This is a genomic window from Gammaproteobacteria bacterium (genome assembly GCA_013817245.1).
Classification (GTDB): Bacteria; Pseudomonadota; Gammaproteobacteria; order HTCC5015; family HTCC5015; genus JACDDA01.
Map to the genome: position 1 here is coordinate 1 of JACDDA010000002.1, position 23,274 is coordinate 23,274.

The window sequence follows — 23,274 nt, forward strand, 5'->3', positions numbered from 1 at the left end:
TATGTTTCGATTAAATAATCGACCACGTAAAACACGAGACTATCAAACACCGAATGAAGTCTTGTACAATCGACAGGACAGGTTAGTTATTTTTTAACAAAATTGCAGTTATTGTTTGAATCCGCCGTGTCGAATAAAAATCAAGGGGTCAGACTCCTTGATTTAGCTTCAATAACTCCAGATGCCGCTAACTCCATTAGACGACGGAACTTTGGACATTCTATATGGCTCGGTGCTGAACATACTGCCGCATGTCTCAGCCCATCTCGCATCGCAGTCAATTTTCGAATAGTTTTGTCGAGCTCCTCGGCCTTATCTGTCAGCAACTGTCGATCAATTTGAGGATGCTCGTCAGTCCCTAACATTCGGGCAATTTCGTCTAGGGAAAATCCCGCTACACGACCGAGCGCAATCAACGCCAGCCGTTCCAACACGTTGCCCTTGAACAATCTACGCAGGCCCAGTCTGCCAACAGAAGTAATTAACTTCTTCTTCTCGTAGAAGCGCAGCGTGGAAGCAGGAACACCAGAACGTTTAGCGACTTCGGAAATATCCACGCCCACCCCTTGACCTCAAGTTGACTTCAAGTTGTAAGCTAGCACTACTTCTGAATAACGACAATCTTTGGAGCCCATATGAACAACTTGATATTCGCTCTTATCATCGGGATAAGCGCGACACTAATCATGGACTTGTGGGGTGTTATTCGTAAATTTCTATTCGATATCACACCACCCAACTATGGACTGGTGGGCCGCTGGATCGCCTACATGCCCCGCGGGCGGTTTCGTCATGAATCCATCGCGGCATCTTCTCCTGTACACGGCGAATACATCGTAGGTTGGACTGCTCATTACGTGATAGGAATCGCCTTCGCAGCTTTACTAATCAGTATCTGGGGAGGCGAATGGACTCAACATCCAACAATTGGACCCGCACTCGCTGTAGGCATTGGTACCGTCTTAGCCCCCTTCTTAATAATGCAACCGAGTATGGGTGCCGGTATTGCCGCCTCCCGAACCCCGCATCCGTTATCTGCACGAGTACAAAGCCTCATAACACATACGGTTTTTGGTTTTGGTCTCTATGCAACAGGCTGGGCTATCCGCTTCTTTTACTCATCATGAATAAAGTCTAGCCACAACAATTATTGAATTCAGCAAGTTAAACATAGGAAAATAAAATGCGTATTCCCGCTCGCTTTGCACCCGTCCTTTTCAGCGCATTACTCTCGGCCATCATGGTCTGTATCGTTTCAGCGTTCGTGCTCATACTTTCACAAGGAATCTATGCAGGATTTCCTTCGCAGTGGCTCAAAAGCTGTCTAACGATATGGCCGGTTGCGTTTCCAACCGTCGCAATTGTGGCTCCATGGGTACGACGCATCGTCAGCGAAGTAACCGGCTAATTTAGCGAAATCAAGAAGTGGGCCACCCCTGATTTGACGACACTTTAGAAAAGAGATAATAGTCTATCGTATTAAAAGGATCAGATCAGAGCCCCTTAAACGCTCGCGGAATTTATTAAAACGCATTTACCCAAAGGCATGCAAATATTAAACACCTAATATGACGAAATCATTTGCCACTCGATGATTTGCTTAATAGTCCGCCAATAAAATAAGTACAATACGCCTTCCTTGCCTTATCACTTTTGAGCCTATCATGGAATTTTTAGAATTTATTTTGCACGCGGAAACACATTTGCGCTCTTTTATCCAAGATCACGGCGCCTGGATTTATATTTTATTATTCCTGATCATTTTCTGCGAAACGGGTTTAGTAGTGACGCCGATATTACCGGGCGATTCATTATTATTTGCCGTAGGCGCATTAGCCGCCGAACAATTACTCGACCTAAACTTAACATTGATATTGCTGTGCATTGCCGGCATTACCGGCAACAGCCTTAATTACGCTATAGGTCGTTGGCTAGGACCAAAAGTTTTTCATTACGAACGTAGCCGCTGGTTTAATCCGCAATACTTGCAACGCACGCATGCTTTTTATGAAAAACACGGCGGCCAAGCGATTGTGCTTGCGCGTTTTATTCCCATCGTACGCACCTTTGCGCCTTTTGTGGCCGGCATCGGCAACATGCACGCCGGGAAATTCCTTTTTTATAATGTTATTGGTTGCATAGCCTGGATTGCGATATTTTTATACGCCGGTTTTTATGCAGGTAGTCTGCCCTTTGTGCAAAATAATTTTAAAATCTTAGTGCTCATTATCATCATCGTATCCTTTGCACCGTTAGTTTATGGTGTATGGAAAACCCGAAAAGAACTTAAACATGAAAACCAATAATTAACTCATTTCTAATTGACCGCACACATGCGGTCAATTTATGAGGACGCATATTCTATTACCATAAAAGTTCCGCAGGTGTATTCCGCCACAGCCGAACACGTGTTCGACGCATGGTTAGATGCGGATACCGTAGGTCAATGTTGTTTGCAACGCCTAATGGGAAAATGTTGCGAGTGGAAATTGATGCAGCAATCGGCGGCACATTTATTATTGTAGAACGCCGCGCAGAAAGTGATGCTGAGCATTACGGACACTACTTACGACGTGATTACCCGCATCGTTTAGCCTTTGAGTTTGCTGTGGAGAAATACTCGCAAGACCCCAGTCGCGTGACTATCGACATTAAGTCATTATCACAAGGCTGTGAATTAACGTTAACACATGACATAGATGCAAAATGGGCTGAATACACAGAGCGTAAAAAAACAAGGCTGGGTTAAGATTTTAGCAAGGCTTGCTCACAAGCCGAGCAAGCTTTAAAAAGGAATACAGGCGAATTACAAATAAATCCGCGCCATAACAAACATACCCGTGTGAACAGAAGAATCGTCAGTACTGGTTTCTATACTAGAATATTTCTCTTCGTAACCGCCTAATGAAGAGTTATATGAATATTCATATTTATCATTGCTTCCCTTTAATTCCATTTTTTTATAGGTTATTACTGCGCCAATGCCCAAATAAATTTTATCGTGCGCCTTATATTCAAAGCCTAAGCGTGGAGCTATAAAGAAGCCGTCTCCTTCCAAATTATGGCTACGTCTATCTAAATACTCATAATCATTATATTGATCAATAACTCTATGATACTCATTAACACTAGTCACTTTTTTTCGCGAATATCCGAAATTTAAACCATAGTTAAATAATATTTTTCCTGTGAAGGAATCATGTTTATATATTCCCACGCCCAAAGAAGAAACGTCGCTCGAATTACTATAAGCGTATCTATACAAATTATGGGTTGAATAAAGAGGCTCTTCATCATCAGTTGATTCATGAAATACAAATGGTTCGATAATATAACGCGCTGTTCGTATCGGCATAGATAAGTAACTGCTTCCTCCTAGATCTACGCCCAGACCTATCTCCGCACTAGTTGCCGGAAAAGAAATAGTGACCAGTAATGCTGCAATGCTTATATATCGAATCATTTTGTAGCCTCTAAATTATATCGTGCTGTTAATTTTAACTGTTTGTTTACATGCGGGTCGTGAGCGCTTGCCTCTTAAGATATCGCGAGCTGTTTAAATTAAAAATATAGCCTTACTTTCAAGTTGCTACCTGTAGAAGTAGAGGACCGCGCTGAAGATGTGCGTTGTTTATCAAATTCTTCGACAGAAGAATAAAGAGTGTTGTAATACGAATATTCTTCAGAAGTGCCTGTTGATTTTGTATTTGTGTAAGTCATATAGGCATTTATGCCAACATATATATTCTTATAAGCTTTATATTCAAGCCCAAGTTCTGGCCCCACAAAATATCCAGACCCATCACTATTATTAGCATCCTGCGACACGCTGATATTTCCATTGGAATCACTTTGATAGCTATAATAGTTATAAGTTTTTTCTTCGGTTTTTATATACCCCAATTTCACACCATAATTTATAGAAAAATTTTCTGCTAAAGCTTGATACGCATAAATTCCTAAACCAATAGAGTTATTTTCTATGGCACTTTTATAATTACTTACACTAGTAGATTCTGATGAGGGCTGATCTTCATTCGCATACTCATAAGACCAATGCGATATAAAAGGCTCAAAAATGTAATGCTCGGTGCGGATTGGAATTGATATTGAACTATTACCCCAGAATGTTGAACCTAAGCCTATTTCCACACTGCTCGCTGAAAACGAAGCCAGCATTAGTAATATTGTGATGTTTATATTTCGGATCATTTAGATAGCCCTCTACCATTACATAAATTTATTAGCGCAAAACCGTTTGCTTATTTGTGCGCTTCTCTGCGGGGCGCCGTTTAATGGATCCACGCGGCAGGAAGCAAGGTCACGAGGCTTGCTTGTACTTTGCAACATAAACTTCATATAAGCAGTGCTTAGCTATAATCGTTATAATCCCGCCCGCATGATTACCTTACAAAACCTTAGCCTACAGCGCGGCGTGAAGCCTTTATTAGACGCGGTGAATTTAACGATTCATCCTGGTCAGCGCGTGGCGTTAATTGGTGCGAACGGCACCGGCAAAACCAGTTTATTTAAATTGTTATTGGGTGAGCTCAATCAAGAAGCGGGCGAGTTAAGTATTCCGCGACAGTGGCGCGTGGCGCATATGGCGCAGGAAATTGCCGCAAGCGCGCAAAGCGCTTTAGATTTTGTGTTAGACGGTGATGCGGAGTTACGCGTCGTGCAGCGCAATATTGCACTCGCGGAAAGCAATCACGATCACACGGCATTAGCTCATCATCATTTGCTATTTGACACATTGGATGGTTATACCGCCAATAGTCGTGCAGAAATTTTGTTACGCGGTTTAGGTTTTGTCAGTAGCGATAGCGCGCGGCCGGTGTCGTCTTTTTCGGGTGGTTGGCGTATGCGTTTAGGTTTGGCGCAAGCGATGATGTGTCGTTCGGATTTATTGTTACTCGATGAACCCACTAACCATTTAGATTTAGACGCAACCTTATGGGTAGAAAAATGGTTAACGCAATATCGCGGTACCTTATTGTTAATTTCTCATGATCGTGAATTTATAGATGCAGTGGTTACGCATATCGCGCATTTAGAACAACAGAAAATTATTTTATATGCAGGAAATTATTCAGCGTTTGAAACCCAACGTGCCGCGCAATTGGCAAATCAGCAAGGGTCGTTTGAAAAACAACAACGCCAAATAGCCGACTTAGAACGTTTTATTACACGCTTTAAAGCCAAAGCTAGCAAAGCTAAACAAGCGCAAAGCCGTGTCAAACAATTAGAACGCATGGAAAAAATTGCCCCAGCGCATGTAGATTCGCCGTTTAATTTTAGTTTTAGCGAACCCGACAAATTGTCTGATCCTTTGTTGAAACTAGATCATGCGGATATTGGTTATGCGGACAACATTATTTTGCACGATGTTACGCAAAGCATACGCCCCGGTATGCGACTCGGTTTATTAGGCGCCAATGGCGCGGGCAAGTCGACTTTTTTACGCAGCTTAACGGCGGAGTTGCCCTTGATAAAAGGTGCGCGCATTACTGGCGAAAATCTTAACGTTGCGTATTTTGCACAAGATCAATTGCAAGCCTTGGATTTAAACGCCAGTCCTTTATTGCATTTGCAACGACTCAGCCCGCACGCGAGCGAACAAAGTTTACGCAGCTTTTTAGGTGGTTTTGATTTTCAGGGTGATCAAGCGCTCAGTGCTATTACGCATTTTTCGGGTGGCGAAAAAGCGCGTTTAGCACTCGCTATTTGTGTATGGAAGAAACCCAGTTTATTGGTGATGGACGAACCTACCAACCATCTTGATTTAGAAATGCGTCATGCGCTGACGATGGCGCTGCAAGCTTATACGGGTGCTTTGATTGTGGTGTCGCATGATCGTTATTTATTGCGCAACACCGTCGATGAGCTGCTATTAATTGCTAATGGCCACGTTAGTATATTTGCGGGTGATTTGCTTGATTATCAACAACTGCTGTTAAATCAAACTAACGATACAGTTGCTGATGCTCGTCAAGATGGAAAAACCGTTGACAAAAAAATGTTGCGCCAACAACAAGCGGAGCAACGCCGTTTATTAAAACCGTTGACGGATAAAATAAAACTCGCTGAAACTGAAATGCAAAAACTGCAACAAGCTTTAGCGAAGATAATAGAATCGTTAAACAATCAAGATTTATATACCGACGCCAACCGCGCTAAATTGCAAGCGGCTTTGCAACAGCAAGGCCAGTTGAAAAATGCTTTAGATGTTCAAGAACAGCTCTGGCTAAGCTTGATGGAAGAGCTGGAAATAGTGCAAAACCAGATGGCCACTGAGGCGTTATAAAAATAACTTTAAGTCTACCTGTTTTGCTTATATATTCTCTGCGCGTTGTCCCGAATAAATCCGGGAGAACTTTGGGATAAATTTAGAATAAATTTTATATAACATCGGCTAGGGCAAAATTAAACCAAAGGGAAAAATAATGGCGTTACTTTATAGGGTTGTTTTTGTTAATACGGCAGACTCCGAAACTGATTTAATGGCAATTAAGCACCGCTTAAGCCAACGTTTTCGTTTGACGCCGACTGCGTTAGACAAATTATTACGTAGCCGCGAAATGATCCTAAAAAATAATTTGACCGGCGAAAAAGCTGCCACGCTAAAAATGGCTATTGATGAAACCGGCGCTTATGCGCGTATTGAAGCGATGCCCGTGGATACTACGAACCAAGAATCCGTACCCAGTTTTATGGAAAAACGCCGTGTTGAACGCCGCACACCGAGTAGTCGTGACCGCCGCGTCCGAATTCGCAATGGCGCCATCCAACCGGATCGCCGAACCAAAGATCGACGCAATTAATTTATAAAATTTCTAAGGTGTTTTCCGTCAAAGCAAATTGTTGTTCACGCAAAGCCAACACTTGCTCTTCCCAATAGCGCGACGTATTAAACCATGGAAAGTTATGTGGGAACGCAGGGTCCGTCCAACGCTTCGCTAACCAGGCGCTGTAATTCAACATGCGTAGGGTGCGCAAGCTTTCGATTAAACGCAGTTCACGTAAATTAAAATCATGGAACTCACGATAACCTTCTAAGATTTCACTGAGCTGTTGGGTTTGTTCGGTTCTATCCCCTGATAACAGCATCCACAAATCTTGGATGGCCGGCCCCATTAGTGCATCATCAAAATCTACAAAATGTGCTTGCTCATCGCGCCATAAAATATTGCCCGGATGGCAATCACCATGCAAACGGATATTTTTATAATTACTGACGTCACTGAATATTTGATTCACTTGCAACAAAATATCGCGCGTTAATGTTTCGTAGGCTTCGCGTAGATGTTGCGGAATAAAATCATGCGTTAATAAATAATCGACGCTGGCTTCGCCAAAATTTTTGGTATTTAAATTAATCCGATGTTCAAAGGGTTGCGTCGCGCCTAATGCATGAATACGACCCAAACAACGCCCGATTATTAAGAGGTTATCTAAATTATCTAAAGGCGGCGCATGCCCACCTTGACGCGGGAAAATCGCAAACCGAAAACCATCATATTCATGCAAACTGCGCGCTTGCAGTATCAATGGTGGCACGACGGGTAATTCATGCTCTTTAAGTTCGGCGCACCACACGTGTTCTTCGAGAATTTGCGCATCGCTCCAACGTTCCGGCCGATAAAATTTCGCAATAATCGGCTGGCTATCTTCAATGCCCATTTGATATACACGATTTTCATAACTGTTTAACGCCAAGATTCGCAAATCAGCGATAAGACCTAGGCTTTCAATCGCGGCAATCACCGTATCGGGATTGAGACGACTGTAAGGATGTTGTGATTCGTTGCTATTCATCATGTCCAAACAGTTGCTTGCAAGGGGCGCTTAGCCTAGCATGACCGCCCACATAAACCATGACATTCTAATGATTACCTATGACGACTTACTCAATTCCCAGCCCTAGCGAACAAAGCATTCCTCAAACCGAGAATTTTTTTAAATTCGTGTTGCTGATGGTTTTATTGCAAGCTAGTTTTTATGTCACGGATTACACGTTGGATCATTTTGCGCTGCAATGGGCTGCGATCGGGCGCATGTTATTTATTGGCAGCATGGCCGTCATGAATGGCTTTTTGATTATTGGTCTGGGCGTGTTAGCGCATGACGCAGTACACAAAGTGCTGTTTCGTAATTTGACGCTGAATGAATGGGTCGGCGGGATCGCGACGGGGTTTGTAATGGTGCCTTTTTATGCTAATCGACAATTTCATTTAACGCATCATCGTTACGCGCATCAGCCTGAGCTTGATCCTGAAAACGAAATGCACAGTCCTTCATTTTGGTACGCCGCAACGATTGGCGCGACCATGGGTTTATATCTACAATATAAAATATTTTTTATCGATTTATTCACGCGCTTATTCGATGCGCGTTATACCGGCGCATTATTAAAAGACATTACGTTTCTTTTGTTGGCTGCCGGGTTTTATTTTATTTTGCCTACTTTATGGGGTGTGAATTTATTATTTACCTCGGTAGCGACTTTATTAACTTTTCCGCTGGTATTTTCGTATCGCGCTTTATCCGATCATTATGGAATTCCCGCAGTTGCACGCAAATCGCAACAACGCGAATATATTACCGATGGGACTGCATGGTATAGCGAAACCGATCCGATAAAAGTAACCGGTTGGGTGGTGCTCACGCATCCGTGGTTAGAATGGTTATGGAGCAGCGTGAATTATCACGAGGTGCATCATAAATATCCGTATTTATCGCACCAACATTTAAAAACAGTTTTTGAAAACACGCGCTCGCAGGTTCCGTACATGGTGATTAACGGTTATAGCGCATCATTATGGAATTTATACAAACGGCCTTATTACGAATCGCCAGAACAAGCCCAAACATTTTTAACTGTAAAATCTAATTAGAGCGCTTTGCTTTTAGTGGCAGCACAACGCTGACAGCGATACAGCGTCACCAGCTTGCCTTGTTTTACGTCGAATTGTTTTTCTTGAACAATTTGCCATTTATGAAATCCGTTTAAACATAAAATTTTATTTTTATGCTTATCCGCTAGTTTGATTTGCGGAGGTTTTTTAAATGGAATGATATCGCCCATATCACATACTCGTGTAGATCAGCGCGCTTCTGCATGTTGGATACATATTGCACCATGTTGCATAAGCGCGCTTTATTGCCAATGATTATAAAACTACCAGCGCATCTAAGGCTAAAACGCCATTAGGTAATGCGCGCACCGGATTAATATCAAGTTCTTTTATTTCTGGGTGTTCACACAACAAACGCGAAACGGATACTAACGCTTGCGCTAACGCTTTTTTATCTTTCGCTGGCGCACCACGCCAACCGTCTAACAACGCTTTGCCGCGCAAACTTTCAATCATTTCTTCTGCATCAACAATATCTAATGGCGCCAAGCGCGTGCAAACATCTTTAATCGCTTCTGCTTCCGTACCACCCAAACCTAATAATACGGTGGGGCCGAATACGGGATCTTGCAAACCACCAATAATTAAATCAACGCCACTGCTCGCCATTTCTTCTACAAAATAACCGCGTTTTTTGTTGCTGCTCTCGATCGCATCAATTGCATCTAGGGCTTTGTTAAATTGTTCTTCATTGCTGATTTTTAAATGTACGCCGCCTACATCGGATTTATGCGTAATGGTTCCGTCTAATACTTTTACTACTAAAGGCGGACGAAATTTTGAAAATGCAACTTGTGCTTCAGCGCGGGTCCAACAGGCTGCGGAATGCGGAGTTTTAAAACCGTATTCATTTAATAATGTTTTACCTTGATGCTCATCTAAAGCATTACCAATATCCACTTTTAATGCGGCTTTGGGTTTAGCTGTTTCGCTTTTGCCATAACGACTACGACGATGCGCATATTTTGCATCATTAACTAATGCAATCACGGCGCGCGCGGCGCGTTCAGGTGATGCAAACGCCGGCACACCTAAATTATTTAATGCTTTTAAAGTAGGATCTATTTCTTCAGGCAAACCTTGCGTGCCAAATATTAAGGGTTGTTTAACAACACCTTGAGCTTTTGTGAAAACATCCACTGGATCAATGGCGGCAGCCTCGGCAATCGCGTAGGTGATGGTTGCATCAATCGCGGGATCTTGATTAATGATTTGCAAAATTTCAGCAAACGCAGGCGACGGACGACCCGTGTCGACCGGATTTTTAATATACGTCAGCGGCGGCAAATGTTCGGCGATTTTTTTAACCGTAGCATCAGACAAATCTGGCATTTCAACGTGTTGTGATTTTAATTGATCCAAAATCAACAAAGCAGGACCTGCTTGGCCAGTTAATAATGCAATGCCGGGATTTGCTTTTGGTGTTAAACGTCGACGCGCTAATGCGCTTACTGCATCGGCTAATTCATGCGTGCTATCAACCACTACTGCACCGGCTTGTTTTAATGCAGAAATTTTTAAATCATAAGAGCCAGCCAAGTTGCCAGTGTGCGATTGCGCAAATGCGCCCACATCAGCGCGACCAATCGTAATCGCAACCACAGGTTTTTTCAGTGTGGCTTTGCTAATTGCATTAAATAATTTGCGGCCATCAGCAATGCCTTCTAAGTGCAACGCGATGGCTTTGGTTGCAGGATCATCCGCTAAAAATTCAATCACGTCCGCCGCATCAACATCCACAGCATTGCCTAAACCTACGGATAAACTAACGCCTAAACCTAAATGATGAATTAAAAATGCAACGGTTAAATTCACGCCGCCACTTTGCGCCACAACTGCGATATCGCCTGCGGCAATTTTATCGATGCCAGGCACGAAACAAACTGATGCGCCTACTGCTGGACGTAAAAATCCTGAGGTGTTAGGGCCGAGCAAACGAATGTTGTTGTCATGACAAATTTTTAAAATATCATTTTGTAATTTCAAACCTTCTTCGCCGGATTCACCAAAACCACCGCTGACAATTAACGCTGCGCCTAATTTTGCTTTTGCGCCATCTTGTAATGCGCCCACGCAGGCAGCAGCAGGAATCGCAAGTAATGCTAAATCAACTGGCTGACCAATTGCTTCTAATGATGGATACGCTTTGTGGCCGAGAATTTCATCGGCTTTTGGATTGATCGGATACACTTTGCCTGGAAAATTGGCTAACGCTTTTACCGCTTCATAACCCGCTTTGCCGGGTGACGCTGATGCGCCGATGATGGCGATGGATTTAGGATTAAATAATCTAGCTAATGTCGTCATATTAAAAGTCCACTCTAATATTAAATTTTAATTTGCTTTATTTATTCGGCATCCGGCTGCGCTTCAGGCGCGGCTTGTTTGAATGCGTCAAACTGCACTAATGCGTCATTGATGCGCGACAAATGCGGATAAGCATTCATGTCACATTTAAAACGCTTCGCGTTATAAACTTGCGGCACTAAACATACGTCGGCCATAGTAATGGTATCGCCAAAACAATATTTGCCTGCGTGTCGACTGACTAATTCTTCTAAACCTATAAAACCTTCTGTGACCCAATGTTGATACCACGTGTTCGCGGTATCTTCGTCATGTTTCAAAGTGGTTTTTAGATAATTTAAGACGCGTAAATTATTGAGCGGATGAATTTCGCAAGCAATGGCTTGTGCCATGGCGCGTACGTGCGCGCGGGCAACAATATCCGTCGGTAATAATTTCGCAGTGTTGGGATACGCTTCATCGAGATATTCAATGATCGCGAGTGATTGTCCTAACGCATTGCCGTTATCTTCTAAAGCCGGCACTAAACCCATGGGATTTAAAGCAAGATATTCTGGTTTTTTATGTTGACCACCATCTTTACGAAAATGCACAAAATGGGGTTCGTAACTTAAACCTTTATGATTCAGCGCAATGCGCACGCGATATGCGGCGGAGCTACGAAAGAAAGTATAGAGTTTTAACATGATGAGCTCTCCTTAAATACGGTAGATAATTTTTTAATTAATATTCTAGTCTTCTAGTTCAACAAATCTTTTTATGAAGGCTTCTGGTAAAGGTAGCGCTACTAACTTACCCACATTTACAGGATCGTTTATTCCCCAAAAACGGGTTTCAGTACCTTCAACGGCCACGACACCTTGATTGATAACGCGATGTTGTAATTCAAAGGTGCGCTCGCGCCATGATGTTAGTCGTGTTTCGATGGTTAGCGGTTCGCAATAACGACAAGGGGCGCGAAATTTAGCATTCACATCTACTAATGGAATGCCCACCGTGTTGTATTGTTGCATTGCTTGCGGAATAGGCAAATCGATAGCTGCAAAATAAGCCCAGGCCGCACGATCAAACCAACGGAAATAATTTGGATAAAACAAAATGCCGGCGTTATCGCATTCGCCCCATTCGGCAGTGAAGGTTTGTATTTGAGTGCGTTTCATCGGTGTTGTGTTATCAGCCGACTAAACGGTCGACTGATAACAATCTGCCATGTATTAATTAAACGATTTTGGTAACTAACATTTCGTCGATGCCTTCAATACCACCAGTAATGGTATCGCCAACTTTTACAGCGCCAACGCCAGCAGGTGTGCCGGTGTAAATTAAATCGCCAGCTTGTAATTTGAAAAATTTCGATAAGATAGAAACGATTTCCGCTGTATCCCAAATTAACTCTTTCAAATCCGCTTCTTGACGGGTTTCATTATTTACTTTCAACCAAATCTTGCCAGATTCTAAATGACCAACTTGGCTAACAGGATAAATTTTGGTGATCGGTGCAGATAAATCGAAAGCTTTGCCCGCATCCCATGGACGACCTTGTTCACGCGCAACTAATTGTAAATCACGACGTGTTAAATCGTTACCAACGGCATAACCATATATATAGTCTTTGGCTTTTTCGATCGGCACATTCACGGCTTCTTTACCAATCGCAATGACTAATTCAATTTCGTGATGAAAGTTTTCGGTTTCAGTTGCATAAGGAACATCAACATTGTTTGCAACAACTGCATCAGCTGGTTTGCAAAAAAAGAATGGCGGATCGCGCTCAGGATCTTTGCCCATTTCACGCGCATGCGCAGCGTAGTTACGACCCACGCAATAAATGCGATGGACAGGAAAACGATCTTTAGTGCCAGCAACTTCAACGCTGGGAATTTCAGTGGCGGGAACAACGTAACCCATGTGAATCTCCTTTAAAAAATCATGAACAATATAAATGTATATAAATCTGCGATCTCAGCATGCCCAATGAATGAGCAGATGACAGATGATCACAGCACAAGAAAGGTGGCGTAGTTTAGCGGTTTGCTACTTTAAAAGACATAGAACGTCGCGTTGCTCACTGACAACGGCCAACGACCTGCAGTAAATAAACGTAAACGCGCCATGAAAGGATGCCCTTCGCCTGCATCATTCAACATCGCTAAGGCTGCTTGAAAACACGCTTGTGACGCCGAACCCGCTGCCACTCGACTTAAGTTTTGATCTGCAACACCCATACGCGCTGCTGCTAATGCGGCATGGCCATGCACATGTTCCGCCGACATTTCATTTACTTCAGTAAGCAACATCAACAAAGCGTATTCGCCGATTGTTTTGCTGGCTTTTTCAAATAATTCTTTGCGTTGTTTCTCTTCCGCTTTCCACCAAAATTGATCCCATTCAGGATCCATCGTGATGCGCCGCGCTTCCGACCAATTCGCTACTGCTTTTACACTGTACGAAGCAAAACCAATTGTTTTGATGTATTGCTCAGCATCGTGTTGCTCGGTTTCAACCATAGGCTCGCCTACTGCTGTAAACCAACTGGCTTCATTAATATCATCGTATAAGCGCTGCAATTTTTTTTGCTGCGCGGCAAGATCTAACACTGCTGGCATATCAACTCGCTTAATTCGTTAGAGATATTATTAACGTGAGACGGGGCTTTTTTCTTCGCGCCATATACCAATTTTTTCTTGCACTACACGATCAGAATAACTAAACAACACCGCATCTTCTGGCACTTCGTGATAATGGAAAGTCCAATTTGGAATGGTGAATACATCATGCGCTTTCCAATGGAATGTCTGATCGCCAATCACCGTTTTACCGCTGCCTTCAACAACAACATAAACCGTTGCATCAGTAGAACGATAGGGCAAAGTTTTAAAATCTTTTGGCAATAACTGCATGCTGGTTGCAATGCTTGGCATTGCCCAACCACCCGTAATTGGATTGACGTATTTTAATTTAATGCCGTGCCACGGATCCCATTCCGCCGCGTTACGCAAGGTTTCTAAGGCTTCGCGGGTGCGGGTGTACGGATAATTAAAGACCGGTGAATTTAAATTTTTTGGTTTGTAATCAATCGGCAATAAACCTGAGCCGTAACGCGCTAAAGCATCACCTTCTGGACGACTAACATCTTGCATTGGCTTACCTAAATCTTCTGCGAAACCGGCGCCGAAGAAATGCACGAGTTCAATATCTAAGCCATCTAACCAAATAACAGGTTCGTTTACTTCGCTGCCGTGATCGTGCCATGTCCATGCGGGCGTAATAATAAAATCGCCTGGATGCATAATGGTTTTTTCGCCATCAACCGCGGTGTATGCGCCGCTACCTTCGATAATAAAACGTAAAGCCGATTGCGAATGACGATGGCTTGGCGCAACTTCACCGGGCAAAATTAATTGCAGCCCAGCATATAACGAATTAGTGATTTTAGAATCACCACGGAATTCTGGATTTTCTAAAATCAATACGCGACGAATCGCTTCTTCTGCGGTAATTAAGGTGCCTGCTTCCATCAAATGTTTACGCAGCACACTGTAATCCCAATGCGCAGGTTTGCCTTTGATGATCGGCGTGGGCGTGACCAATGCGTGCAGAATTTCCCACAGCGGAGTCAGGTTATCCGCGGAAATTTTGTTGTAGTACGACTTACGCACCTGTTGCATTTCTTGATCAGCGGGCTTGTTCATCACACTACTCCTGTTTCGGTTGTATTCTGCACGTCATCAATTACTGACATTACTTCATTTTGGAAAACTATTACGCCGCTAATTTCACTTCTGGCATTACTAAACCATATTTATCAGCAGCTTCTTTAGCGCGAACTAAAAAGTCTTCCACCATTTCTTCGTTCTTACGTTGCTTAATGCCCCATTTACGGTACATGTCGTTGTTCTTAGAATTTGGTGCGCCAAAAAACGGTGGTAACAATGGGATGTAACGATTCATCGCTTCTTGTACCGCTTTTCTGCCTTCTTCGGTTTTGATCAATTCACCAACGAATTCAACGCCGAAGTCATGATGGAAACGTTCTTCCGGCATCGTTGAACGCGCTAAATTGCGCAAAGGATGGAATGGGCAATGCAACAAATCTTCTACTTGCAAAATTTCTGCTAAGTCAGCAAACATTTTGATCACGCAGAATTCAGCCCAACTGGTTAATTCAAATTCAAAAATAGTGTTGTGCGCTTTATCGCGACCTGGTTCTAACTGTGCTTCAGGAATGCCGATTTTGTCGCCGAGTTCACGGAAACGCACGTGATGCGCATATTCTTCCATCGCTACACGGCAGGTTAACCATTTAGCATACGGAGTAGGTGCAAGTGCAATAGCAGGTTCATCAAATGCGCGCGCGCCTTGTAATTCATTTACTGAATGGCTGCGAACGATTTTGCGAACGGCATCTTTGAATTCTTGTGGTGCGCTTTCGAATTCTTCGATAGTTTTAATTTCGATTTGTGCTGACATAGTATTACCTCCAGAAAAATAATTAAATTTACTTAAACGACAGGTTCGTAATTGAATGCGTCGAGATCCGTTGATAGATCAACAAACTTCGGCACAAAGTCTTCTTTCATTTGATCCGCCAGCTGCGCTGCTGTCCATTCACCTTCGGCTGGTTTCAGCACGCAGGCAATCGGACGTGGTTGCGAGAACAAAAATATTTCGCGGCCACGTGCGCCAAACAATTGCCCAGAAATAGCTTGTGCTTCAGGCGAACATAAAAATGCAACGAAGCCGCCCACATGCGCAGCATCAATTTTTTGCGCACGGGTTTTGTATTCACCTTCGGGCACTAAATCGGTTACGCGGGTTGCCGCAAACGGACAAATTGCATTCGCTGTAACATTCGAACGACTCATTTCTTGCGCGGTGACGCGTGTCAAACTAAACAAACCGCCTTTTGCACTGGCGTAATTGGAAGTGCCCACGTTACCGTATAAACCCGCCGTCGATAACATGTTAACAACTCGTCCCCATTGATAACTTTCGCCGCCGCGACCCGACTTTGCTTGATCACGTAATACGGGCGTCGCTGCATTTAATAAATAATACGCAGCCGATAAATTATTTTGCATAACGCGATCCCAATCGGCGGGATTACCTTTAAACAACATGGCATCACGCAAAATTGCGGCGTTGTTAACAATGATGTCAACGCCGCCAAAAGTGTCTAGCGCTAATTTCACCGCAGCTTGCGCAGCAGCTGGACTCGCCATATTTTGCGTAAACGCGATCGTGTTCGCGCCTAATGTTTTTGCTAATGCTTGTGCTACGTTCGCATCTTCGCCGTCACCATTTACGGCGGCGCCGTTATCCGCAATAACAACACTCGCGCCCCGCGCATGTAATGCTTCAACAATGGCTTTACCAATGCCGCGCGCGCCACCGGTAACAATCGCCACTCGGCCTTGTAATGATTTTGTTTCTGTTGTCATGCTGCGCCACCTAATGCGGTTTGTTCTGCTTGCGTATAAAACGCATCGGCGTGAATTTTTTCTTTAATCACACCTAATTCGCCACACAGTGCGGTAGCCGCATTTACCATCGGTGGAGGCCCGCATAAATACGCGCGAAACTCCGCCATGTCTTTAAAGTCGTGACGTACTGCATCGGTTACAAAACCGGTGCGGCGTGTTGTTGCGGCACTGGGTTCGGATAACACCGGCACATATTTAAAATTCGGAAATTGCTTAGCCAAATTTTCAAAATGTTCAACTAAATATAAATCACGTTCGTCACGTGCACCGTAATAAAAATGTATCGGCTGGGTTGCGCCCGCGTGTAATGCGGTTTCAACAATCGACATGATCGGCGCTAATCCTGAACCACCTGCGATACCAATAATAGGGCTGCTGTCTTTTTCACGATAATAAGCAGAACCATTGGGGCCTTTGACGCGCACCAGATCACCGACGGCTAATTTTTCTGCAACATAATTACTGAGCAGACCGTTCGGTACTTGCCGAACGTGAAATTCTAACTCTGCTTCCTCTGGACGATTTGCCATTGAATATTGTCGTTGCGGAATATCGCGCCCCGGCACTTCAAGATCCGCAAATTGACCCGCGGTAAAGGTATAAGGGCCACCACCATCGATACGAATTTTGATGCGCCAAATATCATGCGTCATCTGATCTTTGGCGGTAATCGTGCAACGCATAATGCGTAAGGGATGTACCACACGATCTTCGGATTCTAACCAGGCAATTTCGCAATCGCTCCAAGGCACTGCGCGGCAACATAAAACCAAACCTTCATCTTTTTCGGCTTGGCTAAGTGCAAATTCAGAATAAGACGCCATTTCGACTTCACCGCTATATAAACGGGACTTACACGCCGCGCAATTACCAGCACGGCAATCAAACGGATAATTCACGCCTTGCTCGAGCGCAGCATCCAGAATAGTCTGACCCATCTTGACGGTAATGGGCTGCTCAACTTGTCGAATTTTTACTGAAAAGCTCATTGCACTTCCGCTGCGATATATTGTAAGGTACCCATACAATATAGACGGTAAGCCCAAACTGTCAAGTGGATTTTTTAATAAAACCTTAATAATTTATTTCAATAACGTTGTTAGCACGCGATCGAGCAGGAAACGACCATGACGGATAAGCCCAGCAAATCACTTAATAAATCCCTTAATAAACCGGGAGACAAAACCCATTACGGGATTCTGCCGTCTTTATTAGGATTTCAAGTGCGTCGCGCTCAGTTTGCCATGTTCCAGCATTTTCAAAAATACATAGAAATGACCGATATCACGCCTAGCCAAACCGGTGTTCTCGTTTTGGTCGGTGAAAATCCTGGCATTAGCCAAGTAGCGCTGGCTAAAGCCATCGGCATCGAACGCGCCAGTCTCGGCGAAGTCATCGGGCGTTTTGAAAAACAAGGTTGGATTACCCGCAAAGAAGCACCTTGGGATAAACGCTCACTTGCGGTTTATTTAACCGAGGCCGGCGAAAAATTAGTAAAAGAACTGCTGCCGGCTATTCAAGCGCATGAAGAACTTTTATCGAATAACTTCACAACGGAAGAACGCGAAACCTTAATTCATTTGTTGCGCCGCTTAGCCGATAATTTCGATTAATCACTCTTAATCACAATTTAATCTTGGAAATCGTCATTAAATCCAACAAAGTTTCATGCAAAATTACAACAGAGTCCCTATACTGCGCGCCCCTCTCTGGCCTCGCGTATGTATATAGGATGGGTTGTGGAGGGTTTCGTGAGCGTCGCTCACCTTCACACATAAGGCCCTATCATGTCCGCAATAGCAGAAGACACATCCGATATTATTCGTTTTCAAGATCTCAATTTATCTGAGCCTGTACTTAAAGCAGTATTAGATGTGGGTTATGAAATTCCATCGCCGATTCAAGCGCAAATTATTCCGCATATTCTGGCGGGCCGAGACGTTTTAGGCCAAGCCCAAACCGGTACCGGCAAAACCGCTGCATTTGCATTGCCTTTGTTGTGCCGCATTGATTTGAAAAAAAGCCAACCACAAGTTTTAGTGTTAGCGCCTACTCGCGAACTTGCGATTCAAGTAGCAGAAGCGTTTCAACGTTATGCGACGCATCTTAAAGGTCTGCATGTGTTGCCTATATATGGCGGCCAGCAATACAGCACGCAGTTACAACAATTAAAACGCGGTGTGCATGTGATTGTCGGCACGCCCGGTCGCGTCATGGATCACATGCGCCGCGGCACTTTAAATTTAGACGCGCTGCAATGTTTAGTATTAGATGAAGCCGATGAAATGTTGCGCATGGGTTTTATTGACGACGTTGAATGGGTGTTAGAACAAACACCGCCAAAACGCCAAGTGGCCTTATTTTCTGCAACCATGCCTTCGGTTATTCGTCGCATCGCGCAACAACATTTACAAGATCCAGAAGAAGTCACTATTAAAGTTCGTACGTCCACGGCTGAAACCATCAATCAGCGTTTCTTAATTGCCAACGGCAATCAAAAATTAGATGCTTTAACGCGCGTATTAGAAGCCGAAACATTTAACGGTGTGATTATTTTTGTACGCACTAAAATTACCACCGAAGAATTAGCTGAAAAATTACAAGCACGCGGTTACTCAGCAGCGGCACTGAATGGTGATATTGCCCAGAAACAACGTGAACGTACCGTTGAACGCATTAAAAATGGCCAACTCGATATTTTAATCGCAACCGATGTTGCAGCACGCGGGCTAGACGTAGAACGTATTAGTCACGTTATTAATTATGATATTCCTTACGATACCGAAGCCTATGTGCATCGTATTGGCCGTACGGGCCGCGCTGGTCGTAGTGGTGAAGCTATTTTATTTGTTGCGCCACGTGAAACGCGCATGTTAGCGACGATTGAACGTGCTACGCGTCAAAAAATCGAACGCATGGAATTACCTTCGGTAGAAATAATTAACGATAAACGTATCACTGCGTTTAAAAAACTCATTGGCGATACGATCAACGCCGGCGAGTTAGAATTTTTTAATCAGTTAATTACTGATTTTCACAAAGAAACCGAAATTCCAATGCTCGATATCGCCGGCGCGTTAGCAAAATTGGCGCAAGGCGACCAACCGTTGTTGATTGAAAACAAACCGTTCAAAAATGATTTCAAAGAATCACGCAGCGATAATTCGCGTCCGCGCGAAGATCGTGCGCCTCGCGGTGATCGACCACCGCGTCGCGATCGCGATTCACGTTCTGATCGCGATGCCGCACCACGTCATGATCGCGGTGAACGCGATAATAATCGTGGTCAAGATCGTAATCGAGATCGTGATGCACCGCCGCGTCGCGAACGCGCGGTTCCAGAAGCGGGCATGGCACGTTTTCGAGTGGATGTCGGTCATGATCATGGCGTTAAACCCGGCAACTTAGTGGGTGCAATTGCTAATGAAACCGGTATCGACAGCGCTTACATCGGTCATATCAAAATTCATGACGATTACAGCACCGTCGACTTGCCGAGTGATTTGCCATCCAAATCGTTACAAGTGTTACAAAAAACATGGGTAGCCGGTCGTCAATTGTCTATTCGCCGCATTGATGGCGATGATGCACAGGAATCTTCAGATAACGTTCGCACTGCAGCACCGCGTGATCCCAATAAACGCGCCAGCCGTCCTGCAAAATCCACTGCGGAATATGGTGACAGACCCGCTCGCTCCGATAGATCAGATAGACCAGAAAGATCAGACAAGCCAACCGCGCGCGCGCCCAAAGCCGCTTTTGATGGCGAAAAACCAGCCCGCAAATTAGCTTTAAAAGAAAGTGACGGTAGCACCAGTCCGCGCAAACCTATTAAAGCCGGCAAACCTAGCTACAAGCCCAAAAATAAAGCAGAGTAAGTCCTGATAGCGTGACATTTCGCCAAGTGCATCCGCATTTGGCGCTCGCCACCCGACAAAATGATGTTTTTTCTCTAAAAAAAGATGGTTTTTGCTAAAAAAAGGGCGTAGATTTGCTGCTGCTGCGGATTTTGCCGCGATTGTTTAGGTTCGTATCCTCGTGTTACTCCAAAAACTCCCCGCTTATAAAGCTGCAGTTCTTCTTCAACTTCTCTAAATTGGTAAATAGAAATGGCTACAGGTACTGTTAAATGGTTCAACGAGTCTAAGGGTTATGGTTTCATCACCCCAGACAATGGCAGCAAAGACGTGTTTGTACACTTCCAAGCTATCCAAGGCTCCGGTTTCCGCACTTTGGCCGAAGGCCAAAAAGTGGCTTTCGACATCGAGCAAGGCCCCAAAGGCCCTCAAGCAGCGAATGTTGTAGCACAGTAATTTTACTGTTCTATCGCGACTTGAACAAAAGCCCCGCCATGCGGGGTTTTTGCTTTTTAGCTTATTAAGTTAAAGACCGCATTAAGATGCGTGTTTAATTTGATAAACCTGATGAATATGTAAATCCCGCAAAAAATCAGGATCTGTCATGGCGCGACTCACATCTTTTATGTGATAACGCGTTTCTAACACAGCATCCAATTTAAATTTACGATAATTCGTCGAAAAAATTAAAACCCCACCTTTGCTCAATAAACGCATTACATGTTGAATGATTTCAGCATGGTCACGTTGAATATCTAAAGTGCCTTCCATGCCTTTAGAGTTTGAAAAACTCGGTGGATCTAGGAAAATTACATCATATTGTCCATACGCCGTTTCTATCCATTCCAAACAATTGGCGCGCAAGACGCGGTGTTTGCGTAAGTCCATGCCGTTCAATTTAAAATTATGTTCAGCCCATTCGATATAGGTATTCGACAAATCAACGCTCACACTTTCACTAGCGCCCGCCAAAGCGGCTTGCACCGTAACGCTGCCGGTATAACAAAATAAATTTAAAAAACGTTGGCCTTGTACATTTTCAGCAATCCAACGGCGCACCGGCCGATGATCTAAAAATAATCCTGTATCCAAATAGTCAGTTAAGTTTATTGAATACTGTGCCGGGCCTTCTTGCACAATCATGGTTTCGCCGCGTTGATTCAATTTTTGATATTGTTCTTTGCCTTTTTGACGGCGACGTTCTTTATAAAAAATTCTTTCTTCTGGCACATTCAACGCTACCGGTAACGCACGCTGAATTTCTTTAAAGCGTTTAGCGGCCGCTTCATCATCCACGGTTTTCGGTGCGGCATATTCGGCTACATGCACATAGTTTGCGTAAATATCGACGGCTACCGAATATTCCGGCATATCCGCATCATACAAACGATACGCATGAATATTATTTTTCTTAACCCAACTCGCTAATTTTTTCTGATTTTTTTGCAAGCGATTAGCAAACATTTGCGCGCCTTCGCTTAAGCGCGGAATCCCATCACGAAAATTTTCTGCTTGCACTGAAAACAACAATAACTTACACGGCAAGGCACCATTAAACAGCGCGTACGATTTTTGCGAACGCAAACCTAATGCGTGACCAAAATCAGGATTGCCAGTAAAAATCGCCGCCTGCCATGATTGGAATCCTTTTTTTATACTCGTGCCAATCTGCGCGTACAACGCTCGCAAACCTTTTTCTTCACTAAGGCGTTCGCCGTAAGGTGGATTAGTAATCAATAATCCCTGCACCTTATTTTTATCGTCGTCTTCATTAAGTATTTGCTGCGTAGGATTTTTTAAGTGCTCAACCGCTTGCTGCTCAAAATGTAAATGTTTCGCAACGCCGGCGCGCAATGCATTGGCTCGTGCTTGTTGTAATACTTTGGCATCTTGATCATAACCATACGCTATTATTTCTTGCAGTGGTTTTTGTGCGGCGCTGGCTGCGTCTACTTGCAACTGCCACAAAGCCGGATCATGCCCACGCCATGCATCTAATTCAAAAGGCGCGCGCAACACACCAGGAGCAATATTTGCTGCCATTAAAGCCGCTTCAATCAACAAGGTACCCGAGCCGCACAACGGATCTACAATGGGCGCATGATCCATTAGCGCTGGCCAACCCGCGCGAATTAATAAAGCGGCCGCTAAATTTTCTTTGAGCGGTGCGATGCCTGCTTCTAAACGATAACCGCGCTGATGTAGTGAATGACCATTGAGCTGCAAACTCAAAGTTAAATGTTCGTGATGCAAACGCGCATGAATGCGTATGTCAGGATTTTGTGTATCAACGGAAGGTCGATCGCCCAACTGATTACGCATGCGATCAACAACCGCATCTTTAATGCGTTGCGCGCCAAATTGTGTATGACGAATATGTTCGTTACTGCCATCAAAATTAACGACAAACGTTGTGGATGTTTGTAAATGCTCTTCCCACGGAATGTTGGCCGCGATCTCGTACAATGCCTCGGGCGAATCTAATTTTGCTTGCGCTAAAATAATGCGAATGCCATTGGCTAAACGCGTCCACAAACCGACACGATAAATTTCTTCCAGAGTCATGTCGGCCGCAACACCTGCTACCGCTGTTTTGCTTACAGTAATACCAAGCTGCGCGCATTCATCAGCTAACAAACCTTCGATTGATTTAGGGCAGGTAATAAAACATTCGTATTGAGTCATTATGATTTCATTTGTTTTTTGAGA

Annotated in this window: 25 protein-coding genes; 10 read left to right on the forward strand and 15 right to left on the reverse strand. The window is 44.0% G+C overall.

All coding sequences use genetic code 11. From position 1 onward, the window contains the following. Positions 1-140: 140 nt before the first annotated feature. Complete coding sequence (locus H0W44_02775) at positions 141-557, reverse strand: helix-turn-helix domain-containing protein (GenBank protein ID MBA3581357.1); 417 nt, start codon at positions 555-557, stop codon at positions 141-143. A gap of 78 nt (positions 558-635) precedes the next feature. On the opposite strand from H0W44_02775, the gene H0W44_02780 reads away from it, so the two are divergent. The 4 genes from H0W44_02780 to H0W44_02795 all read left to right on the forward strand — a co-directional run bounded on the left by H0W44_02780 (position 636) and on the right by H0W44_02795 (position 2,749). Further along, on the forward strand, positions 636-1,127 hold the full coding sequence (locus H0W44_02780) for a DUF2938 domain-containing protein (protein ID MBA3581358.1): 492 nt from the start codon (positions 636-638) through the stop codon (positions 1,125-1,127). A gap of 62 nt (positions 1,128-1,189) precedes the next feature. Then, on the forward strand, positions 1,190-1,408 hold the full coding sequence (locus tag H0W44_02785; protein MBA3581359.1) for a DUF2798 domain-containing protein: 219 nt from the start codon (positions 1,190-1,192) through the stop codon (positions 1,406-1,408). Positions 1,409-1,664: 256 nt separating this feature from the next. Continuing rightward, complete coding sequence (locus H0W44_02790; protein ID MBA3581360.1) at positions 1,665-2,306, forward strand: DedA family protein; 642 nt, start codon at positions 1,665-1,667, stop codon at positions 2,304-2,306. 140 nt (positions 2,307-2,446) lie between these two features. Next, the gene (locus H0W44_02795) at positions 2,447-2,749 is read left to right on the forward strand and encodes an SRPBCC domain-containing protein (protein ID MBA3581361.1); all 303 of its coding nucleotides are present in this window, start codon (positions 2,447-2,449) and stop codon (positions 2,747-2,749) included. Between the two features lie 57 nt (positions 2,750-2,806). Here the strand turns inward: H0W44_02795 and H0W44_02800 are convergent, their stop codons facing one another. Further along, on the reverse strand, positions 2,807-3,463 hold the full coding sequence (locus H0W44_02800; GenBank protein ID MBA3581362.1) for a hypothetical protein: 657 nt from the start codon (positions 3,461-3,463) through the stop codon (positions 2,807-2,809). Between the two features lie 98 nt (positions 3,464-3,561). Then, a complete protein-coding gene (locus H0W44_02805) occupies positions 3,562-4,212 on the reverse strand; it encodes a hypothetical protein (protein ID MBA3581363.1) in 651 nt (216 codons plus the stop codon). A gap of 187 nt (positions 4,213-4,399) precedes the next feature. Here H0W44_02805 and H0W44_02810 point away from each other — a divergent pair, with 187 nt between their 5' ends. After that, positions 4,400-6,307, forward strand: a complete 1,908-nt coding sequence (locus tag H0W44_02810) for an ATP-binding cassette domain-containing protein (GenBank protein MBA3581364.1) — start codon at positions 4,400-4,402, stop codon at positions 6,305-6,307. A 139-nt stretch (positions 6,308-6,446) separates the two neighbouring features. Then, positions 6,447-6,824 (forward strand): hypothetical protein, encoded by a 378-nt coding sequence (locus tag H0W44_02815; GenBank protein ID MBA3581365.1) that lies wholly within the window; start codon positions 6,447-6,449, stop codon positions 6,822-6,824. 1 nt (position 6,825) lies between these two features. On the opposite strand, the gene H0W44_02820 is transcribed toward H0W44_02815, so the two are convergent. Continuing rightward, positions 6,826-7,818, reverse strand: coding sequence for a serine/threonine protein kinase (locus H0W44_02820; protein MBA3581366.1), 993 nt, complete (start codon positions 7,816-7,818; stop codon positions 6,826-6,828). An 80-nt stretch (positions 7,819-7,898) separates the two neighbouring features. Between H0W44_02820 and H0W44_02825 the strand changes: the two genes are divergently transcribed. Beyond that, on the forward strand, positions 7,899-8,897 hold the full coding sequence (locus tag H0W44_02825; protein ID MBA3581367.1) for a fatty acid desaturase: 999 nt from the start codon (positions 7,899-7,901) through the stop codon (positions 8,895-8,897). On the opposite strand, the gene H0W44_02830 is transcribed toward H0W44_02825, so the two are convergent. The 10 genes from H0W44_02830 to H0W44_02875 all read right to left on the reverse strand — a co-directional run bounded on the left by H0W44_02830 (position 8,894) and on the right by H0W44_02875 (position 17,697). Beyond that, positions 8,894-9,088 (reverse strand): hypothetical protein, encoded by a 195-nt coding sequence (locus H0W44_02830; GenBank protein MBA3581368.1) that lies wholly within the window; start codon positions 9,086-9,088, stop codon positions 8,894-8,896. The two genes, H0W44_02825 and H0W44_02830, sit on opposite strands and share 4 nt — an antisense overlap. Positions 9,089-9,173: 85 nt before the next feature. Further along, positions 9,174-11,225: an acetate--CoA ligase family protein gene (locus H0W44_02835; GenBank protein MBA3581369.1), complete on the reverse strand. Its 2,052-nt coding sequence runs from the start codon at positions 11,223-11,225 to the stop codon at positions 9,174-9,176. A gap of 41 nt (positions 11,226-11,266) precedes the next feature. After that, a complete protein-coding gene (gene maiA / locus H0W44_02840) occupies positions 11,267-11,911 on the reverse strand; it encodes a maleylacetoacetate isomerase (GenBank protein MBA3581370.1) in 645 nt (214 codons plus the stop codon). Positions 11,912-11,956: 45 nt separating this feature from the next. Further along, the gene (locus H0W44_02845) at positions 11,957-12,385 is read right to left on the reverse strand and encodes an acyl-CoA thioesterase (protein ID MBA3581371.1); all 429 of its coding nucleotides are present in this window, start codon (positions 12,383-12,385) and stop codon (positions 11,957-11,959) included. A 58-nt stretch (positions 12,386-12,443) separates the two neighbouring features. Then, on the reverse strand, positions 12,444-13,133 hold the full coding sequence (locus H0W44_02850; GenBank protein MBA3581372.1) for a fumarylacetoacetate hydrolase family protein: 690 nt from the start codon (positions 13,131-13,133) through the stop codon (positions 12,444-12,446). A gap of 131 nt (positions 13,134-13,264) precedes the next feature. Continuing rightward, complete coding sequence (locus H0W44_02855; GenBank protein ID MBA3581373.1) at positions 13,265-13,831, reverse strand: hypothetical protein; 567 nt, start codon at positions 13,829-13,831, stop codon at positions 13,265-13,267. A gap of 30 nt (positions 13,832-13,861) precedes the next feature. Next, on the reverse strand, positions 13,862-14,893 hold the full coding sequence (gene gtdA, locus H0W44_02860) for a gentisate 1,2-dioxygenase (GenBank protein ID MBA3581374.1): 1,032 nt from the start codon (positions 14,891-14,893) through the stop codon (positions 13,862-13,864). Between the two features lie 94 nt (positions 14,894-14,987). Further along, on the reverse strand, positions 14,988-15,695 hold the full coding sequence (locus H0W44_02865; GenBank protein ID MBA3581375.1) for a phenylacetate-CoA oxygenase subunit PaaI: 708 nt from the start codon (positions 15,693-15,695) through the stop codon (positions 14,988-14,990). A 32-nt stretch (positions 15,696-15,727) separates the two neighbouring features. After that, positions 15,728-16,666: an SDR family NAD(P)-dependent oxidoreductase gene (locus tag H0W44_02870; protein ID MBA3581376.1), complete on the reverse strand. Its 939-nt coding sequence runs from the start codon at positions 16,664-16,666 to the stop codon at positions 15,728-15,730. Then, positions 16,663-17,697, reverse strand: a complete 1,035-nt coding sequence (locus H0W44_02875; protein ID MBA3581377.1) for a 2Fe-2S iron-sulfur cluster binding domain-containing protein — start codon at positions 17,695-17,697, stop codon at positions 16,663-16,665. The genes H0W44_02870 and H0W44_02875 overlap by 4 nt, the downstream gene beginning before the upstream one ends. 138 nt (positions 17,698-17,835) lie before the next feature. Between H0W44_02875 and H0W44_02880 the strand changes: the two genes are divergently transcribed. The 3 genes from H0W44_02880 (at position 17,836) to H0W44_02890 (ending at position 21,021) form a co-directional block, all read left to right on the forward strand. After that, a complete protein-coding gene (locus H0W44_02880) occupies positions 17,836-18,321 on the forward strand; it encodes a MarR family transcriptional regulator (protein MBA3581378.1) in 486 nt (161 codons plus the stop codon). Between the two features lie 183 nt (positions 18,322-18,504). Continuing rightward, entirely contained in the window at positions 18,505-20,586 is a 2,082-nt protein-coding gene (locus tag H0W44_02885; GenBank protein ID MBA3581379.1) for a DEAD/DEAH box helicase, read from the forward strand. 231 nt (positions 20,587-20,817) lie between these two features. Continuing rightward, a complete protein-coding gene (locus tag H0W44_02890; protein MBA3581380.1) occupies positions 20,818-21,021 on the forward strand; it encodes a cold-shock protein in 204 nt (67 codons plus the stop codon). An 81-nt stretch (positions 21,022-21,102) separates the two neighbouring features. On the opposite strand, the gene rlmKL is transcribed toward H0W44_02890, so the two are convergent. Then, complete coding sequence (rlmKL, locus tag H0W44_02895) at positions 21,103-23,250, reverse strand: bifunctional 23S rRNA (guanine(2069)-N(7))-methyltransferase RlmK/23S rRNA (guanine(2445)-N(2))-methyltransferase RlmL (GenBank protein MBA3581381.1); 2,148 nt, start codon at positions 23,248-23,250, stop codon at positions 21,103-21,105. Between the last annotated feature and the right edge of the window lie 24 nt (positions 23,251-23,274).

What these genes read in the sequence shown, in the direction of transcription:
- H0W44_02820 (MBA3581366.1), bottom strand. Translation starts at nt 7,818, where the DNA reads ATGAATAGCAACGAATCACAACATCCTTACAGTCGTCTCAATCCCGAT.
- maiA (MBA3581370.1), bottom strand. Translation starts at nt 11,911, where the DNA reads ATGTTAAAACTCTATACTTTCTTTCGTAGCTCCGCCGCATATCGCGTG.
- gtdA (MBA3581374.1), bottom strand. Translation starts at nt 14,893, where the DNA reads ATGCAACAGGTGCGTAAGTCGTACTACAACAAAATTTCCGCGGATAAC.
- H0W44_02890 (MBA3581380.1), top strand. Translation starts at nt 20,818, where the DNA reads ATGGCTACAGGTACTGTTAAATGGTTCAACGAGTCTAAGGGTTATGGT.
- H0W44_02880 (MBA3581378.1), top strand. Translation starts at nt 17,836, where the DNA reads ATGACGGATAAGCCCAGCAAATCACTTAATAAATCCCTTAATAAACCG.
- H0W44_02855 (MBA3581373.1), bottom strand. Translation starts at nt 13,831, where the DNA reads ATGCCAGCAGTGTTAGATCTTGCCGCGCAGCAAAAAAAATTGCAGCGC.
- H0W44_02800 (MBA3581362.1), bottom strand. Translation starts at nt 3,463, where the DNA reads ATGATTCGATATATAAGCATTGCAGCATTACTGGTCACTATTTCTTTT.
- H0W44_02780 (MBA3581358.1), top strand. Translation starts at nt 636, where the DNA reads ATGAACAACTTGATATTCGCTCTTATCATCGGGATAAGCGCGACACTA.
- H0W44_02810 (MBA3581364.1), top strand. Translation starts at nt 4,400, where the DNA reads ATGATTACCTTACAAAACCTTAGCCTACAGCGCGGCGTGAAGCCTTTA.
- H0W44_02815 (MBA3581365.1), top strand. Translation starts at nt 6,447, where the DNA reads ATGGCGTTACTTTATAGGGTTGTTTTTGTTAATACGGCAGACTCCGAA.
- H0W44_02875 (MBA3581377.1), bottom strand. Translation starts at nt 17,697, where the DNA reads ATGAGCTTTTCAGTAAAAATTCGACAAGTTGAGCAGCCCATTACCGTC.
- H0W44_02805 (MBA3581363.1), bottom strand. Translation starts at nt 4,212, where the DNA reads ATGATCCGAAATATAAACATCACAATATTACTAATGCTGGCTTCGTTT.
- H0W44_02795 (MBA3581361.1), top strand. Translation starts at nt 2,447, where the DNA reads ATGTTGTTTGCAACGCCTAATGGGAAAATGTTGCGAGTGGAAATTGAT.
- H0W44_02845 (MBA3581371.1), bottom strand. Translation starts at nt 12,385, where the DNA reads ATGAAACGCACTCAAATACAAACCTTCACTGCCGAATGGGGCGAATGC.
- H0W44_02850 (MBA3581372.1), bottom strand. Translation starts at nt 13,133, where the DNA reads ATGGGTTACGTTGTTCCCGCCACTGAAATTCCCAGCGTTGAAGTTGCT.
- H0W44_02830 (MBA3581368.1), bottom strand. Translation starts at nt 9,088, where the DNA reads ATGGGCGATATCATTCCATTTAAAAAACCTCCGCAAATCAAACTAGCG.
- H0W44_02825 (MBA3581367.1), top strand. Translation starts at nt 7,899, where the DNA reads ATGACGACTTACTCAATTCCCAGCCCTAGCGAACAAAGCATTCCTCAA.
- rlmKL (MBA3581381.1), bottom strand. Translation starts at nt 23,250, where the DNA reads ATGACTCAATACGAATGTTTTATTACCTGCCCTAAATCAATCGAAGGT.
- H0W44_02835 (MBA3581369.1), bottom strand. Translation starts at nt 11,225, where the DNA reads ATGACGACATTAGCTAGATTATTTAATCCTAAATCCATCGCCATCATC.
- H0W44_02865 (MBA3581375.1), bottom strand. Translation starts at nt 15,695, where the DNA reads ATGTCAGCACAAATCGAAATTAAAACTATCGAAGAATTCGAAAGCGCA.
- H0W44_02870 (MBA3581376.1), bottom strand. Translation starts at nt 16,666, where the DNA reads ATGACAACAGAAACAAAATCATTACAAGGCCGAGTGGCGATTGTTACC.
- H0W44_02790 (MBA3581360.1), top strand. Translation starts at nt 1,665, where the DNA reads ATGGAATTTTTAGAATTTATTTTGCACGCGGAAACACATTTGCGCTCT.